Annotated in this window: 13 protein-coding genes and 2 tRNA genes; 11 read left to right on the top strand and 4 right to left on the bottom strand. The window is 69.8% G+C overall.

Annotation, left to right across the window (positions count from 1 at the left end):
• Positions 1-217: 217 nt before the first annotated feature.
• Positions 218-703, top strand: coding sequence for a ribose-5-phosphate isomerase (locus OIE49_RS13075; RefSeq protein ID WP_100566823.1), 486 nt, complete (start codon positions 218-220; stop codon positions 701-703).
• 180 nt (positions 704-883) lie between these two features.
• On the top strand, positions 884-1,702 hold the full coding sequence (locus OIE49_RS13070) for an Fpg/Nei family DNA glycosylase (protein ID WP_326802459.1): 819 nt from the start codon (positions 884-886) through the stop codon (positions 1,700-1,702).
• Positions 1,703-1,712: 10 nt separating this feature from the next.
• Here OIE49_RS13070 and OIE49_RS13065 read toward each other — a convergent pair whose 3' ends face one another.
• Positions 1,713-2,954, bottom strand: a complete 1,242-nt coding sequence (locus OIE49_RS13065) for a GNAT family N-acetyltransferase (RefSeq protein WP_326802458.1) — start codon at positions 2,952-2,954, stop codon at positions 1,713-1,715.
• A 162-nt stretch (positions 2,955-3,116) separates the two neighbouring features.
• Between OIE49_RS13065 and OIE49_RS13060 the strand changes: the two genes are divergently transcribed.
• Both OIE49_RS13060 and OIE49_RS13055 read left to right on the top strand, forming a co-directional pair.
• Positions 3,117-4,295 carry a PP2C family protein-serine/threonine phosphatase gene (locus OIE49_RS13060; protein WP_326802457.1) on the top strand — a complete coding sequence of 393 codons (1,179 nt, stop codon included), beginning with the start codon at positions 3,117-3,119 and terminating at the stop codon, positions 4,293-4,295.
• Between the two features lie 12 nt (positions 4,296-4,307).
• Positions 4,308-4,781, top strand: a complete 474-nt coding sequence (locus tag OIE49_RS13055) for an HD domain-containing protein (protein ID WP_326802456.1) — start codon at positions 4,308-4,310, stop codon at positions 4,779-4,781.
• Here the strand turns inward: OIE49_RS13055 and OIE49_RS13050 are convergent.
• Positions 4,771-5,955: an acyltransferase family protein gene (locus tag OIE49_RS13050; protein WP_326802455.1), complete on the bottom strand. Its 1,185-nt coding sequence runs from the start codon at positions 5,953-5,955 to the stop codon at positions 4,771-4,773. The two genes, OIE49_RS13055 and OIE49_RS13050, sit on opposite strands and share 11 nt — an antisense overlap.
• A 486-nt stretch (positions 5,956-6,441) precedes the next feature.
• Between OIE49_RS13050 and OIE49_RS13045 the strand changes: the two genes are divergently transcribed.
• Both OIE49_RS13045 and OIE49_RS13040 read left to right on the top strand, forming a co-directional pair.
• Positions 6,442-6,636, top strand: coding sequence for a hypothetical protein (locus tag OIE49_RS13045; protein ID WP_326802454.1), 195 nt, complete (start codon positions 6,442-6,444; stop codon positions 6,634-6,636).
• Between the two features lie 72 nt (positions 6,637-6,708).
• Entirely contained in the window at positions 6,709-7,308 is a 600-nt protein-coding gene (locus tag OIE49_RS13040) for an HD domain-containing protein (protein ID WP_326802453.1), read from the top strand.
• A gap of 96 nt (positions 7,309-7,404) precedes the next feature.
• On the opposite strand, the gene OIE49_RS13035 is transcribed toward OIE49_RS13040, so the two are convergent.
• A tRNA-Gly gene (locus OIE49_RS13035) sits at positions 7,405-7,478 on the bottom strand.
• Positions 7,479-7,708: 230 nt separating this feature from the next.
• Here OIE49_RS13035 and OIE49_RS13030 point away from each other — a divergent pair.
• The 5 genes from OIE49_RS13030 to clpX all read left to right on the top strand — a co-directional run bounded on the left by OIE49_RS13030 (position 7,709) and on the right by clpX (position 12,465).
• Positions 7,709-7,785 (top strand) — tRNA-Pro (locus tag OIE49_RS13030).
• Between the two features lie 194 nt (positions 7,786-7,979).
• Positions 7,980-9,356, top strand: a complete 1,377-nt coding sequence (gene tig / locus OIE49_RS13025) for a trigger factor (protein ID WP_100566835.1) — start codon at positions 7,980-7,982, stop codon at positions 9,354-9,356.
• 248 nt (positions 9,357-9,604) lie between these two features.
• Positions 9,605-10,210, top strand: a complete 606-nt coding sequence (locus OIE49_RS13020; RefSeq protein WP_199836507.1) for an ATP-dependent Clp protease proteolytic subunit — start codon at positions 9,605-9,607, stop codon at positions 10,208-10,210.
• Positions 10,211-10,338: 128 nt separating this feature from the next.
• A complete protein-coding gene (locus OIE49_RS13015; protein WP_326802452.1) occupies positions 10,339-11,019 on the top strand; it encodes an ATP-dependent Clp protease proteolytic subunit in 681 nt (226 codons plus the stop codon).
• A gap of 159 nt (positions 11,020-11,178) precedes the next feature.
• Positions 11,179-12,465, top strand: coding sequence for an ATP-dependent Clp protease ATP-binding subunit ClpX (clpX, locus tag OIE49_RS13010; RefSeq protein ID WP_100566838.1), 1,287 nt, complete (start codon positions 11,179-11,181; stop codon positions 12,463-12,465).
• Between the two features lie 59 nt (positions 12,466-12,524).
• Here clpX and OIE49_RS13005 read toward each other — a convergent pair whose 3' ends face one another.
• Positions 12,525-13,478: a hypothetical protein gene (locus tag OIE49_RS13005; protein ID WP_326802451.1), complete on the bottom strand. Its 954-nt coding sequence runs from the start codon at positions 13,476-13,478 to the stop codon at positions 12,525-12,527.
• Positions 13,479-13,590 lie beyond the last annotated feature (112 nt).

Genomic DNA, 13,590 nt, shown 5'->3' with positions numbered 1-13,590 from the left:
ACGGAAATTCCTTTGCTCTGGTGGAGCGGTCCCCCGCACGAGCGGTGTACGGGATGGTCCAGTGAATCGGAGGCATTGGAATCCGTGAACCTTCGAAATGTAATTGTTACTTGAGGTTTTTTTGAGGTTTCAAAGGTATAGGTTTTTCTTTCTCGCGGGTGTGATAGTGCGCTGACCCGACTCTGCCGCCCGCATTCCGCCGTGTCACACTCGGACCATGCGCGTGTATCTCGGCTCCGACCATGCGGGCTTCGAACTCAAGAACCACCTCGTCGAGTGGCTCAAGGCGGCGGGCCACGACCCCGTCGACTGCGGACCCCACATCTACGACGCCCAGGACGACTACCCGCCCTTCTGCCTGCGCGCCGCGGAGCGCACGGCCGCGGACCCGGACTCCCTCGGCATCGTGATCGGCGGCTCCGGCAACGGTGAGCAGATCGCCGCGAACAAGGTCAAGGGCGTGCGTGCGGCCCTCGCCTGGAGCGAGGAGACGGCCTCCCTCGGCCGCCAGCACAACAACGCGAACGTCGTCGCGGTGGGCGCGCGCATGCACACCGAGGAGGAGGCGACGAAGTTCGTCGAGACCTTCCTCGGCACGCCCTTCTCCGGCGACGAGCGCCACATCCGCCGCATCGAGATGCTCGAGGCCTACGAGTCGACCGGCGACCTCCCCCCGATCCCGCCCCACCACCCCCAGCAGTAGGACTCCGGGACGCAGCCCCGCCCCCGGGTCCCCCTTCCACCCACCGAGTCGGGCGGGTGGGTGGGAAACGGGTCCGGGGCAAAGCCCCGGCGGGGTCCGGGGCAGAGCCCCAGGTCCGGCGCGCCTCCACCCACCGAGACGGTCGGGTGGGCGGGCAAAAAACCGTAAGAGAGGACACCCGTGCCGGAGGGGCACACCATCCACCGCCTGGCGCAGGACTACGCCGCCCACTTCCGAGGCCGGCGGACCACCGTCACCAGCCCCCAGGGCAAGTTCACCGCCGCCCCCCTCCTCACCGGTGCGGAGCTCACCCGCACGGAAGCCCACGGCAAACACCTCTTCCTGCGCTTCCGTGAGAGCGACTGGATCCACATCCACCTCGGCCTCTTCGGCAAGGTCGCCTTCGGCGACGCCCCCGCGCCCCCGCCCACGGACACCGTCCGCCTCCGCCTCGCCAACACGGCCTCGTACGTCGACCTGCGCGGCCCCACCACCTGCGCCCTGATCAACGACGCCGAGAAGCAGGCCGTGCACGACCGCCTCGGCCCCGACCCCCTGCGCCCCGACGCCGACCCGGACCGGGCCTACGCCCGCATACGCCGCAGCCGTACGTCCATCGCCGCCCTGCTGATGGACCAGAAGATCGTCGCGGGCGTCGGAAACGTCTACCGCGCCGAGGTCCTCTTCCGGCACCGCGTCGACCCCTACCGCCCCGGCAGCGACGTGACCCCGGCCGAGTGGGACGCCATCTGGGCCGACCTCGTCGCCCTCATGCGCGAGGGCGTCCGCAACAACCGCATCGACACCGTCCGCCCGGAGCACACCCCCGAGGCCATGGGCCGCCCGCCCCGCGTCGACGACCACGGCGGCGAGGTCTACGTCTACCGCCGTACCGCCCTGCCCTGCCACATCTGCGGCGCGGACATCCGCACCGCCGGCCTGGCCGCCCGCAACCTGTTCTGGTGCCCCACCTGCCAGCAGCCCGCGAGGGCCGGATGAGACGGCCGTCTCAGAACCCGTGCGGCAGCCACGGCGCCACCGCCGAGCCGAACGCCACCGACACCGGGGCCAGCGCCCCGGGCCGCAGCTCCCGTACCCGCCCGGCCGCCGCCAGCCCGGCCAGCGGCACGCCGCCGAGATAGGCTGCTCCCAACTCCCGTACGGACAAGGAGAGTTCCGCCGCGTCCGAGGTGCGTTCGCAGGAGGCACCCTTCGGGTCCCCGGTCAGCCGCCATCGCCCCGCGTTCCAGGGGCAGAAGTCGTCCGCCACCTCCAGCACCACGTCCACCGGCGTCTGGTAGGTCCGCGCGGCGAGCGCCGCCCCCACGTCCACGAGCCGTACGTACAGCGAGTCCTTCAGCCGCGGCCGGCACCGCCGGATGTCGGACACCAGGTACTGCCAGGCGTCGTCGACCGGCTGCCCCCGCACGGTCAGCGTCGAGGTCAGGTCGATGCCGAACAGGAAGCGCCACAGCGCCGCGTCGCTCGCCGGGTCCAGCGCGGCCAGGTCCCTGAGCCGCACCTCGCCCTCCGGCCCGCCGGCGCCCCAGCCGGGCTTGACGCGGTAACGGGCGTACCCCGTGACCTCGCCGGCCCGCTCGGCGACCACGCACTGCAGCGGCGAGGCACCCTCCCGCGCGCTCTCCGGATCGAGCAGCGCCACCCGCTCCCAGCCGGGCTGCCGGGCCAGCATGCCGGGCCGCCCGGGCACCAGCCGCGCGTAGACCGCCTCGCAGTCGTCCAGCGCGTCGGCGGGCGCCGCGAACCGCAGACGCACGTCGTCCGTGCCGGCCGGGACCGAAAGACCGGCCCGGTCGGTGTCGATCTCGGCGGCGAGCTGGAAGGCCGCCGCGCCGTACCCGAAGCGGCCGTAGATCGCGGGCTCGGAGGCGGTCAGCACCGCCAGCGACTCGCCCCAGGAGCGCACGTCGTCCAACTGCCGCCGCATCATGGACGTCAGCACACCGCGCCTCCGGTGCGTGGCGGCCACGCTCACCATCGTCACGCCGGCCGCCGGCAGCAGGTCGCCGCCCGGTACGGTGATCCGGAAGCTGAACGCCCCCGCCGTGCCCACGCACGTGTCCCCGTCCCAGACACCCAGCGAACGGGCCGGCTCGGTCAGGGCGTCCCAGAGTTCCCGCTCCTCGTCCGGCTCCGGGACCCCTCCGAAGGCGCGGATCAGATTGTCGTACCAGGGGTTCCACTCGTCGCGTCGCAGCACCCTCGGCCCGGTCGCATGCTCAGTCGCCATGCGCCATGCCTACCAGCGCGCAACGGAAGGGGCGAACGAATTTCGTCCAGGTGGCAGCGCGACGGCCGCCGGTGAAGTTCACTGTGAATCCGAGCCTCGGACGGGGGACAAGTGGGACCTCCCGTGCCAAGCGTCAGGTCGGATGGATAGGGTCCCCAACTAATGGCAGCAGGACGACAGCGGCGCGCGGAAGCCGAGACGTTCACGGCCCGGTTGAAGATGCAGTGGCACCGGGCCCGAGTCGGCGTGCGCAGAGCCGCCGTCGACTACTTCCGCGGGGACGGCTCGGACTGGATCGCGCTCGGCGGTCTGCTGCTGACCATCCCGCTGATCCTGGCGCTGACGCTCGCCAACTCGGTGTGGTTCTCGCCGGTCGCGCTGGTGCTGCCCATCGTCGCCGGCGGACTGCTGCTGCGCCCGGCGAGCCTGCTCGGCCTGTACGCCGCCGCGGCCACGGCGCTGATCGTGGAGTCGGTGCGGCTCGGGCCGTACACCGAGGGCCCGTCCCGGGTGACCCCGGGCGTGGTGCTCGTGGTCGCCGCCTGCGGCTTCTTCGGGCTGATCATCGCCCAGTTCCGCAGCCGGGTCGGCGTGCCCTGGCGGCGCGGCGGCACCATGCTGTTCGACCTGCGTGAGCGCATCCGCGTCCAGAGCAAGCTGCCGCAACTGCCCGGCGGCTGGCACCACGAGATGGCGCTGCGCCCGGCCGGCGGCCAGTCCTTCTCCGGCGACTTCGTGGTCGCCGCCCGTACGAACGGCGGCCGCACCCTGGAGGTCGTGCTCACGGACGTGTCCGGCAAGGGCATGGACGCGGGCTCGCGGGCGCTGCTGCTGTCGGGCGCGTTCGGCGGTCTGCTCGGCAGCCTGCCCCCGCACGCGTTCCTGCCCGCCGCCAACGGCTATCTGCTGCGCCAGGACTGGGACGAGGGCTTCGCGACCTCCATCCATCTGGTGCTGGACCTGGACTCCGGCGACTACGAGCTGTACTCCGCGGGGCACCCGCCGGGCCTCCAGCTCAGCGCGGGCAGCGGCCGCTGGGAGGAGAAGGCCGCCGAGGGCCCGCTCCTCGGCGTGTACGACGGCGCCCAGTTCGACCCGGTCAAGGGCTCCCTGCGCGCCGGGGACGTCCTGATGCTGTTCACGGACGGCCTGGTGGAGACGTCGGACCGGGACATCGTCGAGGGCATCGACCGCCTCACGGGCGAGGCCGACCGCTATGTCGCCGGCGGCTTCCACGGGGCCGCCTGGCACCTGATCGAGGCGGTGGCGAAGGACGTCAACGACGACCGCGCCCTGCTCCTGATCTGCCGCGAGGGCCCCACGGCGCTCGTGGCACGCTGACACACTGGGCATGTGACCGGCACACCCCGCACCCTGTCCCCGGCCGAGGTCGAGACCGTGGCCAGGGCCGCTCACGAGGGGCAGACCGACAAGGCGGGCCGGCCCTACGCCGAGCACCTGCGGGCCGTCGCCGAAGGCGTGCGCTCCCGGGGCGGTGACGGCGAACAGATCGCGGCGGCCTGGCTGCACGACTCCGTGGAGGACGGCGTCCTGTCCGAACGGTGGCTGCGCGAGGCCGCGCTGAGCCGCCGTACGAAGGACATCGTGCGCGCGGTCACCAAGCGGGCGGGGGAGGAGCCGGAGGCGTACGCGCGGCGGATTCTCGCCACGCCCGGGGCGTTGCTGGTGAAGGAGGCGGACCTGGCGCACAACGCCGACCCGGCCCGCCTCGCGGTCCTCGACGAGGCCACCCGCACCCGGCTGACCGGGAAGTACGCGCGGATGCGTGCACTCCTCGGTCTCCCGGACGGTCCCCTCAGGCGCTGACCGAGCCGGCCTCCGCCGGCTGCGGCCGCTGTGCCTCCCGGCGCTCGCGGGCCTGCTCGCCCGTGTCCTGCCGGAAGGCCCACTTCATCTCCGGTTCCATCACGCACCGGAAGACCCGCCGCACGGGCTCCGTGCACAGCAGGGTGACGACCGCCGCCGCCGCGACGGTGACGAGGATCTCGCCGAGCGGTCCGTGCAGCCAGGCGTGGTCGAACCAGCCCTGGTAGTCGGCGCCCTTCACGACGAAGCCGTGCAGCAGATAGCCGCACAGCGTGCCCGTGCCGAGCGCCGTGAACCATGTCCGGCGGCCCGGCACCCAGGCGAAGAAGCAGGCGGTCAGCACCAGCGAGCAGCCGAACAGCGCCAGCGTCATCACCGGTCCGACCCACCAGGGCGCGTCCAGCTCCTGCGCGGCGTCACGGTGGTAGAACCAGGCGGCGTTCATCCGCGGCACCGCCCACCAGCCGACGCACAGCGCCATCGCCACCACCGGCACCGACGCGATCCGCACCGAGCGGCGCCGCACCAACTGGAAGTGCTCGGGCTTCATCACCAGACCCAGCACGAAGAACGGCATGAACTGAAGGACCCGCTGGAGGTCCAGGTCGTTTCCGATGTTCGGGCTGAGCGACGCCAGCATCGCGACGCCGAGCGCGACCGGCAGCGGCCGGCGGACCAGCTTCCACAGCGGCGTGGTCAGCCGCCAGACGAACAGGGCGCACAGGAACCAGGTCAGGTACCAGGGGTCGAGGAGGCTGATGTCCTGGTCGGGGTTGTGGCCGGCATAGCGGTTGAAGAGGGAGAAGGCGGTTTCGAAGACGACGTACGGAACCGCGACACCGGTGATCAGCCGTTTGAGCCGGTCGGGGCGGGCGTCGAAACTGCGGGAGAAGTATCCGGAGATGACGATGAAGGCCGGCATGTGGAAGGCGTACACGACCATGTAGAGGCCCTGGAGCACACGGCTGTCGTCCTTCAGCGGCTCCCAGAAGTGCCCCATCGCCACCAGCACGATCGCCAGGTACTTCGCGTTGTCGAAGAACGCGTCGCGATGTTTGGCGGGTTTTCCCTCCGGCTCGCCCGATCCGCGCGGACTCGGCACCCCCGGGGCCGACGACTGTGCCGGGGGGAGCGGCGTTCTGTTCTGGCGGGGGGACGAGGCAGCGTGGAACATCTGAGGCACCCTAGCGTTGTCCATGGAGATCAGCGAAACCCCCTGGTCCTATTCCTGGCTATTGGCTTCGGCTACCCCGGAATGGGCCGAGCCGGCATGACTACCGGAGTGACGGGCGACACATCGCGCGGGCGCTCACCTCGCCTCGAGCGCCCCCAATGTCAGTATTCGTCCAAGCAAGTTGGGGTGAACGGTCCAGCCTTCCACGGTTATTCGAATTCTCTGCGAACACGATGTGTGTGTCCGGAAACGATCTCTCCGAATTCCCACGCGGAAGGCGCCGCGGCAGTGCCGAATTGCCGCGTGCGGCAGGGGGGATGAAGGGCGCGGCCGCATGCGGACCCGGCGTCCGCGGCGTCGCCGGGGGCCGATGATGTGTCAGCCACCGCATACGGTGGCCCGGTTGGTGGCACGATGGTTCCAGCGGGGTGCGCGGGGATGGCGTCCGCGGGCCGGGAGAGCGACCGACCGAGGGTGTGATCAGTTGTGGCCATTTCACTGTCAGTGGTGCTGCTGTTGGCGATCATCCTGGTGGTGCTGCTCCGAGGCGGAACCATCAAGGCCGGGCCGGCCATCGTCGCCATCCTCTTCGGCTTCTTCCTCGCCTCCACCGGAATGGCGCCGTCGATCCAGCGCTTCCTGAACTCGATAGCGCACACGATCAACTCGATCAGTTTCTGACGAGAGCATGCCCGGCCCTGAGTCGTGCGATTGCCCTGGCTGCGGCCGTTCGGCACCGCTGGCGTCTCCGGGGTGACCGCGCCACTCTCGGACCACCTGTCCCGTGCCCTCGAAGCTCCGGGCGAGCCGCCACTGCGGCCGCTGCCGCCGGTCGCCGCGGAACTCCTGCGCTCCCTGAGCGCACCGCCCAGGCCGGCGGCACACCTGCGCGTCGTCCACCATGCCGCGGTCGAACTGGTCGACTGGGTGCAGAGCCGCTACCCGGATCTGACCGTCGACCGTGACGCCGTTCTCTTCGGTGCGTCGACCCATGACGTCGGCAAGGCCCTGCACCCCGAGGAACTCGTCGGGCCCGGCTCGATGCATGAGGAGGCCGGCCGCGACCTGCTTCTGGACCGTGGCTTCCAGCCGGCCCTGGCCCGGTTCGCCGCCACCCACGCGAGCTGGGACGGCCCCGGCGTGACGGTCGAGGAACTCCTGGTCAGCACGGCCGACAAGGTCTGGAAGGACAAGCGCGTCCCGCACCTGGAGGACACGCTCGTCCGGGCGCTCGCCTCGGTGACGGGGCGGGAGTCGTGGGAGGAGTACCTCGCACTCGACGACCTCGTCCGGCTCGGGGCGGACGCCGGCCGTCGCCTGGCCTTCCAGTCGGCGTTCCCGGTCCGGCCCTGACCCGTCGGGCCGGCCGGAAGAGCCACCGCTCGCGATCCCTGGAAACGATCAGGGCCAGGTCGGAGGAAACATCCTCCGACCTGGCCCTGAATCATCTGGAGCGGGCGACGGGAATCGAACCCGCGTAGCCAGTTTGGAAGACTGGGGCTCTACCATTGAGCTACGCCCGCACACAAGACGCCGCCGGTCTGCCGACCGCGGCACACAAGGCATCGTAGCGGGTCGTGTGGCGTCGGCGCACACTCCGTTCCCGTGACTCCACTCCCGCGAGGTTCCCGCGAGCCGCCTTCGTGCGCTGTTCGCGCCGCGTGCGCCCCCGTGCCGGGCGGCGCGATCCCGGTGGTCGCGGAATACGACGTCCCCACTGGCTGCGGGCATGTACCCTACGTGTCGCACCAGACGGGGTGTGGCGCAGCTTGGTAGCGCGTCCGCTTTGGGAGCGGAAGGCCGTGGGTTCAAATCCCGCCACCCCGACCATCCGCCGGCCACCGGTCGGCGTCACCACGCGTGATCGCCTTTGGGGGCGCGGAGTGGCTGCGGTTACTATGCAAACTGCGCGCCCGTGTGTCCGGTCCTGCTTGGGCCTGCGAACTCCTCCGGGCGGGGCGAAATCCGCCGGGCCCGTCTGGCCCCGGCAGAATCCAAGCAGTCAGCCACAAGGAGACCGAACCGTGAAGAGCGCCGTGGAGACCCTGAACCCGACCCGGGTTCGGCTCACTGTCGAGGTGCCCTTCGAGGAGCTCAAGGACAGCCTCGACGCGGCGTACAAGAAGATCAACCAGCAGGTCACGGTGAAGGGCTTCCGCAAGGGCAAGATCCCGGCCCGCGTCATCGACCAGCGGTTCGGCCGCGGTGCGGTTCTGGAGGAGGCCGTCAACGACGCGCTGCCGAAGTTCTACACCGAGGCGGTCAACGAGGCGGAACTGAACCCGCTGGGCCAGCCCGAGGTCGACATCACCGAGCTGAAGGACGGCGAGACGCTGAACTTCACCGCCGAGGTGGACGTCCGCCCGACCGTCGAGATCCCGGACTACTCCGGCATCGAGGTCGAGGTCGACGCCGTCGAGGTCACCGACGAGGACGTCGACAAGGCCGTCGAGCAGCTCCGTGAGCGCTTCGCCTCGACGAGCCCGGTCGAGCGCGCCGCCGAGGACGGCGACGTGGTCACCATCGACCTGGAGGCCAAGGTCGACGGCGAGGTCCTCGAGGACGGCGTGGCCAACGGCGTCTCCTACACCATCGGCTCCGGCGAGCTCCTTGACGGCATCGATGACGCCGTGAAGGGCCAGGAGGCCGGTGGCGAGGCCACCTTCACCTCCGAGCTCAAGGGCGGCTCCGCGGCCGGCAAGGAGGCCGAGGTCACCGTCAAGGTCTCCCAGGTCGCCGCGCGTGAACTGCCTGAGCTGGACGACGACTTCGCTCAGCTCGCCTCCGAGTTCGACACCCTCGAGGAGATGCGCGCGGACAGCCGCAAGCGCCTCGAGAACATGAAGCAGTTCGACCAGGCCACGCAGGCCCAGGAGCGCGTCCTGGACAAGCTGCTCGAGCTGGTCGAGGTCCCGGTCCCCGAGAAGCTGCTCGAGGACGAGATCAACACCCGCAAGCACAACCTCGAGCACCACCAGCTCGGCCAGATGGGCCTCACCCTCGACAAGTACCTGGAGATCCAGGGCAAGACCGCCGAGGAGTTCGAGACCGAGACCCGCGAGGCCGCGGTCAAGGGCATCAAGACCCAGTTCGTCCTCGACGAGCTGGTCAAGACGGAGAAGCTCAACGTCAACCAGGAGGAGCTCACCGAGCACCTCATGCGCCGCGCCGCCTCCTCCGGCATGTCCCCCGACCAGTTCGCCCAGGCGGTCGTCGAGCAGAACCAGGTTCCGCTGCTGGTCGGCGAGGTCGCCCGCGGCAAGGCCCTGGCCGTCGTGGTCGAGGCCGCGACCGTGAAGGACACCAACGGCGAGATCGTCGACCTGGACGACGAGGAGGACGAGGCCACCGAGGCCGAGACCGCCGCCGAGGGCGAGGGCGAGGAGAAGGCCGAGGCCTGATCCGTACGCCATACGGATGCGCACGGAGGGCGGGCCCCAGGTACGTTGGTGACCTGGGGCCCGTTCGCTTTTCCGGAAGCCCGCGCGCTACGCCCCCGGCGAACACTCCCCTCAGCGGGATTCGCCGAAGGGGGCCGCGCGTTAGGGTCCATGAGTACGGGGGCAGGGGAGTCCCCAGCCCCTGGCAGGAACACGTGAGACGGCCCGGCGCCGTCGTAAGACGAGCAGGTGGATACGTGACGAATCTGATGCCCTCCGCCGCCGGCGAGCCTTCCATCGGTGGTGGCCTCGGCGACCAGGTCTACAACCGGCTGCTGGGCGAGCGGATCATCTTCCTCGGCCAGCCGGTCGACGACGACATCGCGAACAAGATCACCGCACAGCTGCTGCTCCTTGCCGCCGACCCGGACAAGGACATCTACCTGTACATCAACAGCCCCGGCGGCTCGATCACGGCCGGCATGGCGATCTACGACACCATGCAGTTCATCAAGAACGACGTGGTGACCATCGCCATGGGTCTCGCGGCCTCGATGGGGCAGTTCCTGCTCAGCGCGGGCACGCCCGGCAAGCGCTTCGCGCTGCCGAACGCCGAGATCCTGATCCACCAGCCCTCCGCCGGCCTCGCGGGCTCCGCCTCGGACATCAAGATCCACGCCGAGCGGCTGCTGCACACCAAGAAGCGCATGGCCGAGCTGACCTCCTTCCACACGGGCCAGTCGGTCGAGCAGATCACCCGCGACTCCGACCGCGACCGCTGGTTCGACGCCCACGAGGCCAAGGAGTACGGCCTCATCGACGACGTCATCCCCACGGCCGCCGGCATGCCGGGCGGCGGCGGCACCGGGGCCTGAGCCGCTCACGGGGCCCACGAGGCCCCCTGAGCCGCTCCCGCGGAGTCCCGGCCCCGTGCGGGCGTCCGAGACCTCCGCGCAGCCCAGCCAGCCCCAGCCGACCGCCCAGCCCTTTTCCAGGAGACACCGTGAACGACTTCCCCGGCAGCGGCCTCTACGACCGTACGCGTGCCGAGTACACCGGCCCCACGGCCGAATCCCGCTATGTGATCCCGCGCTTCGTGGAGCGCACCTCCCAGGGCATCCGCGAGTACGACCCGTACGCGAAGCTCTTCGAGGAGCGGGTGATCTTCCTCGGCGTCCAGATCGACGACGCCTCCGCCAACGACGTCATGGCGCAGCTCCTGTGCCTGGAGTCGATGGACCCCGACCGGGACATCTCGGTCTACATCAACAGCCCCGGCGGCTCCTTCACCGCGCTCACCGCGATCTACGACACGATGCAGTTCGTGAAGCCCGACATCCAGACCGTCTGCATGGGCCAGGCCGCCTCCGCGGCCGCCATCCTGCTGGCCGCCGGCACGCCGGGCAAGCGCATGGCCCTGCCCAACGCCCGGGTGCTGATCCACCAGCCGTACAGCGAGACCGGCCGCGGTCAGGTCTCCGACCTGGAGATCGCCGCCAACGAGATCCTCCGGATGCGTGCGCAGCTGGAGGAGATGCTGGCCAAGCACTCCACCACGCCGATCGAGAAGATCCGCGAGGACATCGAGCGCGACAAGATCCTCACGGCCGAGGAGGCCCTGTCGTACGGGCTCATCGACCAGATCATCTCCACCCGCAAGATGAACAACGCGTCCGTCCGCTGACGGGAGGCAGTATCGTCTGCCACTCCTTGGCACGGTGCACGTCAAAGCGAACCGTGCCAAGGGGGGCCCGAACGAGGGGCCCGGCAAGGTACCGTCGACATAAGGCAGCACCAGGAGCCGCTGGACCTAGGCGTCTCCCAGGCGAAGGGGAAGCACACCGTGGCACGCATCGGTGACGGCGGCGATCTGCTCAAGTGCTCGTTCTGCGGCAAGAGCCAGAAGCAGGTCAAGAAGCTCATCGCAGGGCCCGGTGTGTACATCTGCGACGAGTGCATCGATCTCTGCAACGAGATCATCGAGGAGGAACTCGCGGAGACCAGCGAGGTGCGTTGGGAGGAACTGCCCAAGCCCCGCGAGATCTACGAGTTCCTGGACGGGTACGTCGTCGGCCAGGAGGCCGCGAAGAAAGCCCTGTCCGTCGCGGTGTACAACCACTACAAGCGCGTCCAGGCCGGCGAGAACGGCGGCGCGCAGGGCCGGGACGACGGCATCGAACTCGCCAAGTCCAACATCCTTCTGCTGGGCCCCACGGGCTCGGGCAAGACCCTGCTGGCCCAGACACTGGCCCGCATGCTGAACGTCCCGTTCGCCATCGCCGACGCCACGGCGCTGACGGAGGCCGGGTACGTCGGCGAGGACGTCGAGAACATCCTGCTGAAGCTGATCCAGGCGGCCGACTACGACGTCAAGAAGGCCGAGACCGGGATCATCTACATCGACGAGATCGACAAGGTCGCGCGGAAGAGTGAAAACCCCTCCATCACCCGCGATGTCTCGGGCGAGGGTGTCCAGCAGGCCCTGCTGAAGATCCTGGAGGGGACCACGGCCTCGGTCCCGCCGCAGGGCGGCCGCAAGCACCCCCACCAGGAGTTCATCCAGATCGACACGACGAACGTCCTGTTCATCGTGGGCGGTGCCTTCGCGGGCCTGGAGAAGATCATCGAGGGCCGGGCGGGTGCCAAGGGCATCGGCTTCGGCGCGACGATCCGCTCCAAGCGGGAGCTGGAGACCAAGGACCAGTTCGAGGACGTCATGCCCGAGGACCTGGTCAAGTTCGGCATGATCCCGGAGTTCATCGGCCGTCTGCCGGTGATCACCTCGGTCCACAACCTGGACCGCGAGGCGCTCCTGAAGATCCTCGTCGAACCGCGCAACGCCCTGGTCAAGCAGTACCAGCGCCTGTTCGAACTCGACGGCGTGGAGCTGGACTTCGAGCGCGAGGCCCTGGAGGCCATCGCCGACCAGGCCATCCTCCGCCAGACCGGCGCCCGCGGCCTGCGCGCCATCATGGAGGAGGTGCTCCAGGGCGTGATGTACGAGGTCCCGTCCCGCAAGGACGTGGCCCGCGTGGTCATCACGGCCGACGTCGTCCTCTCCAACGTCAACCCGACCCTGATCCCGCGCGACGCGCGCGGCCGCGGTCCGGGCGAGCAGAAGACGGCGTAGCCGCCGCACGAAACCAGAAAGGGGCCCCGGTCGACGACCGGGGCCCCTTTCCGTAAGTGTCAGGCCTTGACGCGGACCTCGTTGCGGAACTTGGCGGTGAGTTCGGCGTCGGCCGCCGGGTCGCCGCTCTTGCCCGCCGCGAGGTTGACGACGTCCATCGGCATGACGACGCCGAGCGTGCTGTGGTCGCCCCAGATGCAGATCGTCATGTTCATCTCCTTCGGCTCACCCGCGCCGCCGGTGGAGTTGTCGGCCTTGGCCTGCTGGCACTTGAGAACGGCGTCGCCCAGCGAGGCGGGGCTGTAGACCTTCGGCTCGCCGGTCAACGTGAACTTCTCGTCGCTGTTGCTCTTCTTGGCCTCGCCCTTCATGTGCGCGAACGTCGCGTCGACGGTCTTCTCGGGATTGTCGATCGTGCCGTACACGCCGCCGAACTGGATCATCTTCAGGCTCAGGGGGTTGTCCTTGTCCCCGGCCTGGTAAAGGGCGCTGACGTCCTTGGGGTCGTGCACACCCCACTTGCCGGCGTCCTTCATGTCGTTCTTCGACATGGTGCCGCTGTCGCTGTCGGACTTCTTGTACTCCGTCAGCACCGTCGCCGGCGTCGTCAGCTTGTGCGGGCCGTCGTCCTTGATGCCGGAGCCGCCGCCCCCGCCGATCACGAAGTACGCGCCCACCGCGATCGCCGCGACGACCGCCACCGCGCCGATGATCAGGCCCGTCTTCTTGCCGCCACCACCGGCGGCCGGGGGCTGCGGGGCGCCGCCGTAGGGAGGCTGGCCGTACGGGGGCTGCTGGCCGTAGGGGTTCGGCTGGGGCGGGACGCCCGGGGCGGCGGGCTGCTGCGGATAGCCGTAGCCGGGCTGCGGCTGGGGGGGAGGGGCCTGCTGGGGGTAGCCGTAGCCGGGCTGCGGCGGTCCCTGCGGCGGCTGCTGGCCATAGGGACCAGGCTGGCCGTACGGCCCGGGCTGCTGGGGCTGCCCGCCGTACGGGCCCGGCTGGTTCTCGCTCATTTCCTGGGTTCCCCTCCAGATACTTATGTGTCCCTGACATCCTGGCCCAGGTACGCCCACACCATGTCGTCGGGGCCGCCACCGTTACGAAACAAATGCGGTTCGGGACAGC

The organism is Streptomyces sp. NBC_01788, from assembly GCF_035917575.1.
Taxonomy (GTDB): domain Bacteria; phylum Actinomycetota; class Actinomycetes; order Streptomycetales; family Streptomycetaceae; genus Streptomyces.
Note: the sequence above shows the minus strand (reverse complement) of the source record. Positions and strands in the feature narration are given on the sequence as shown.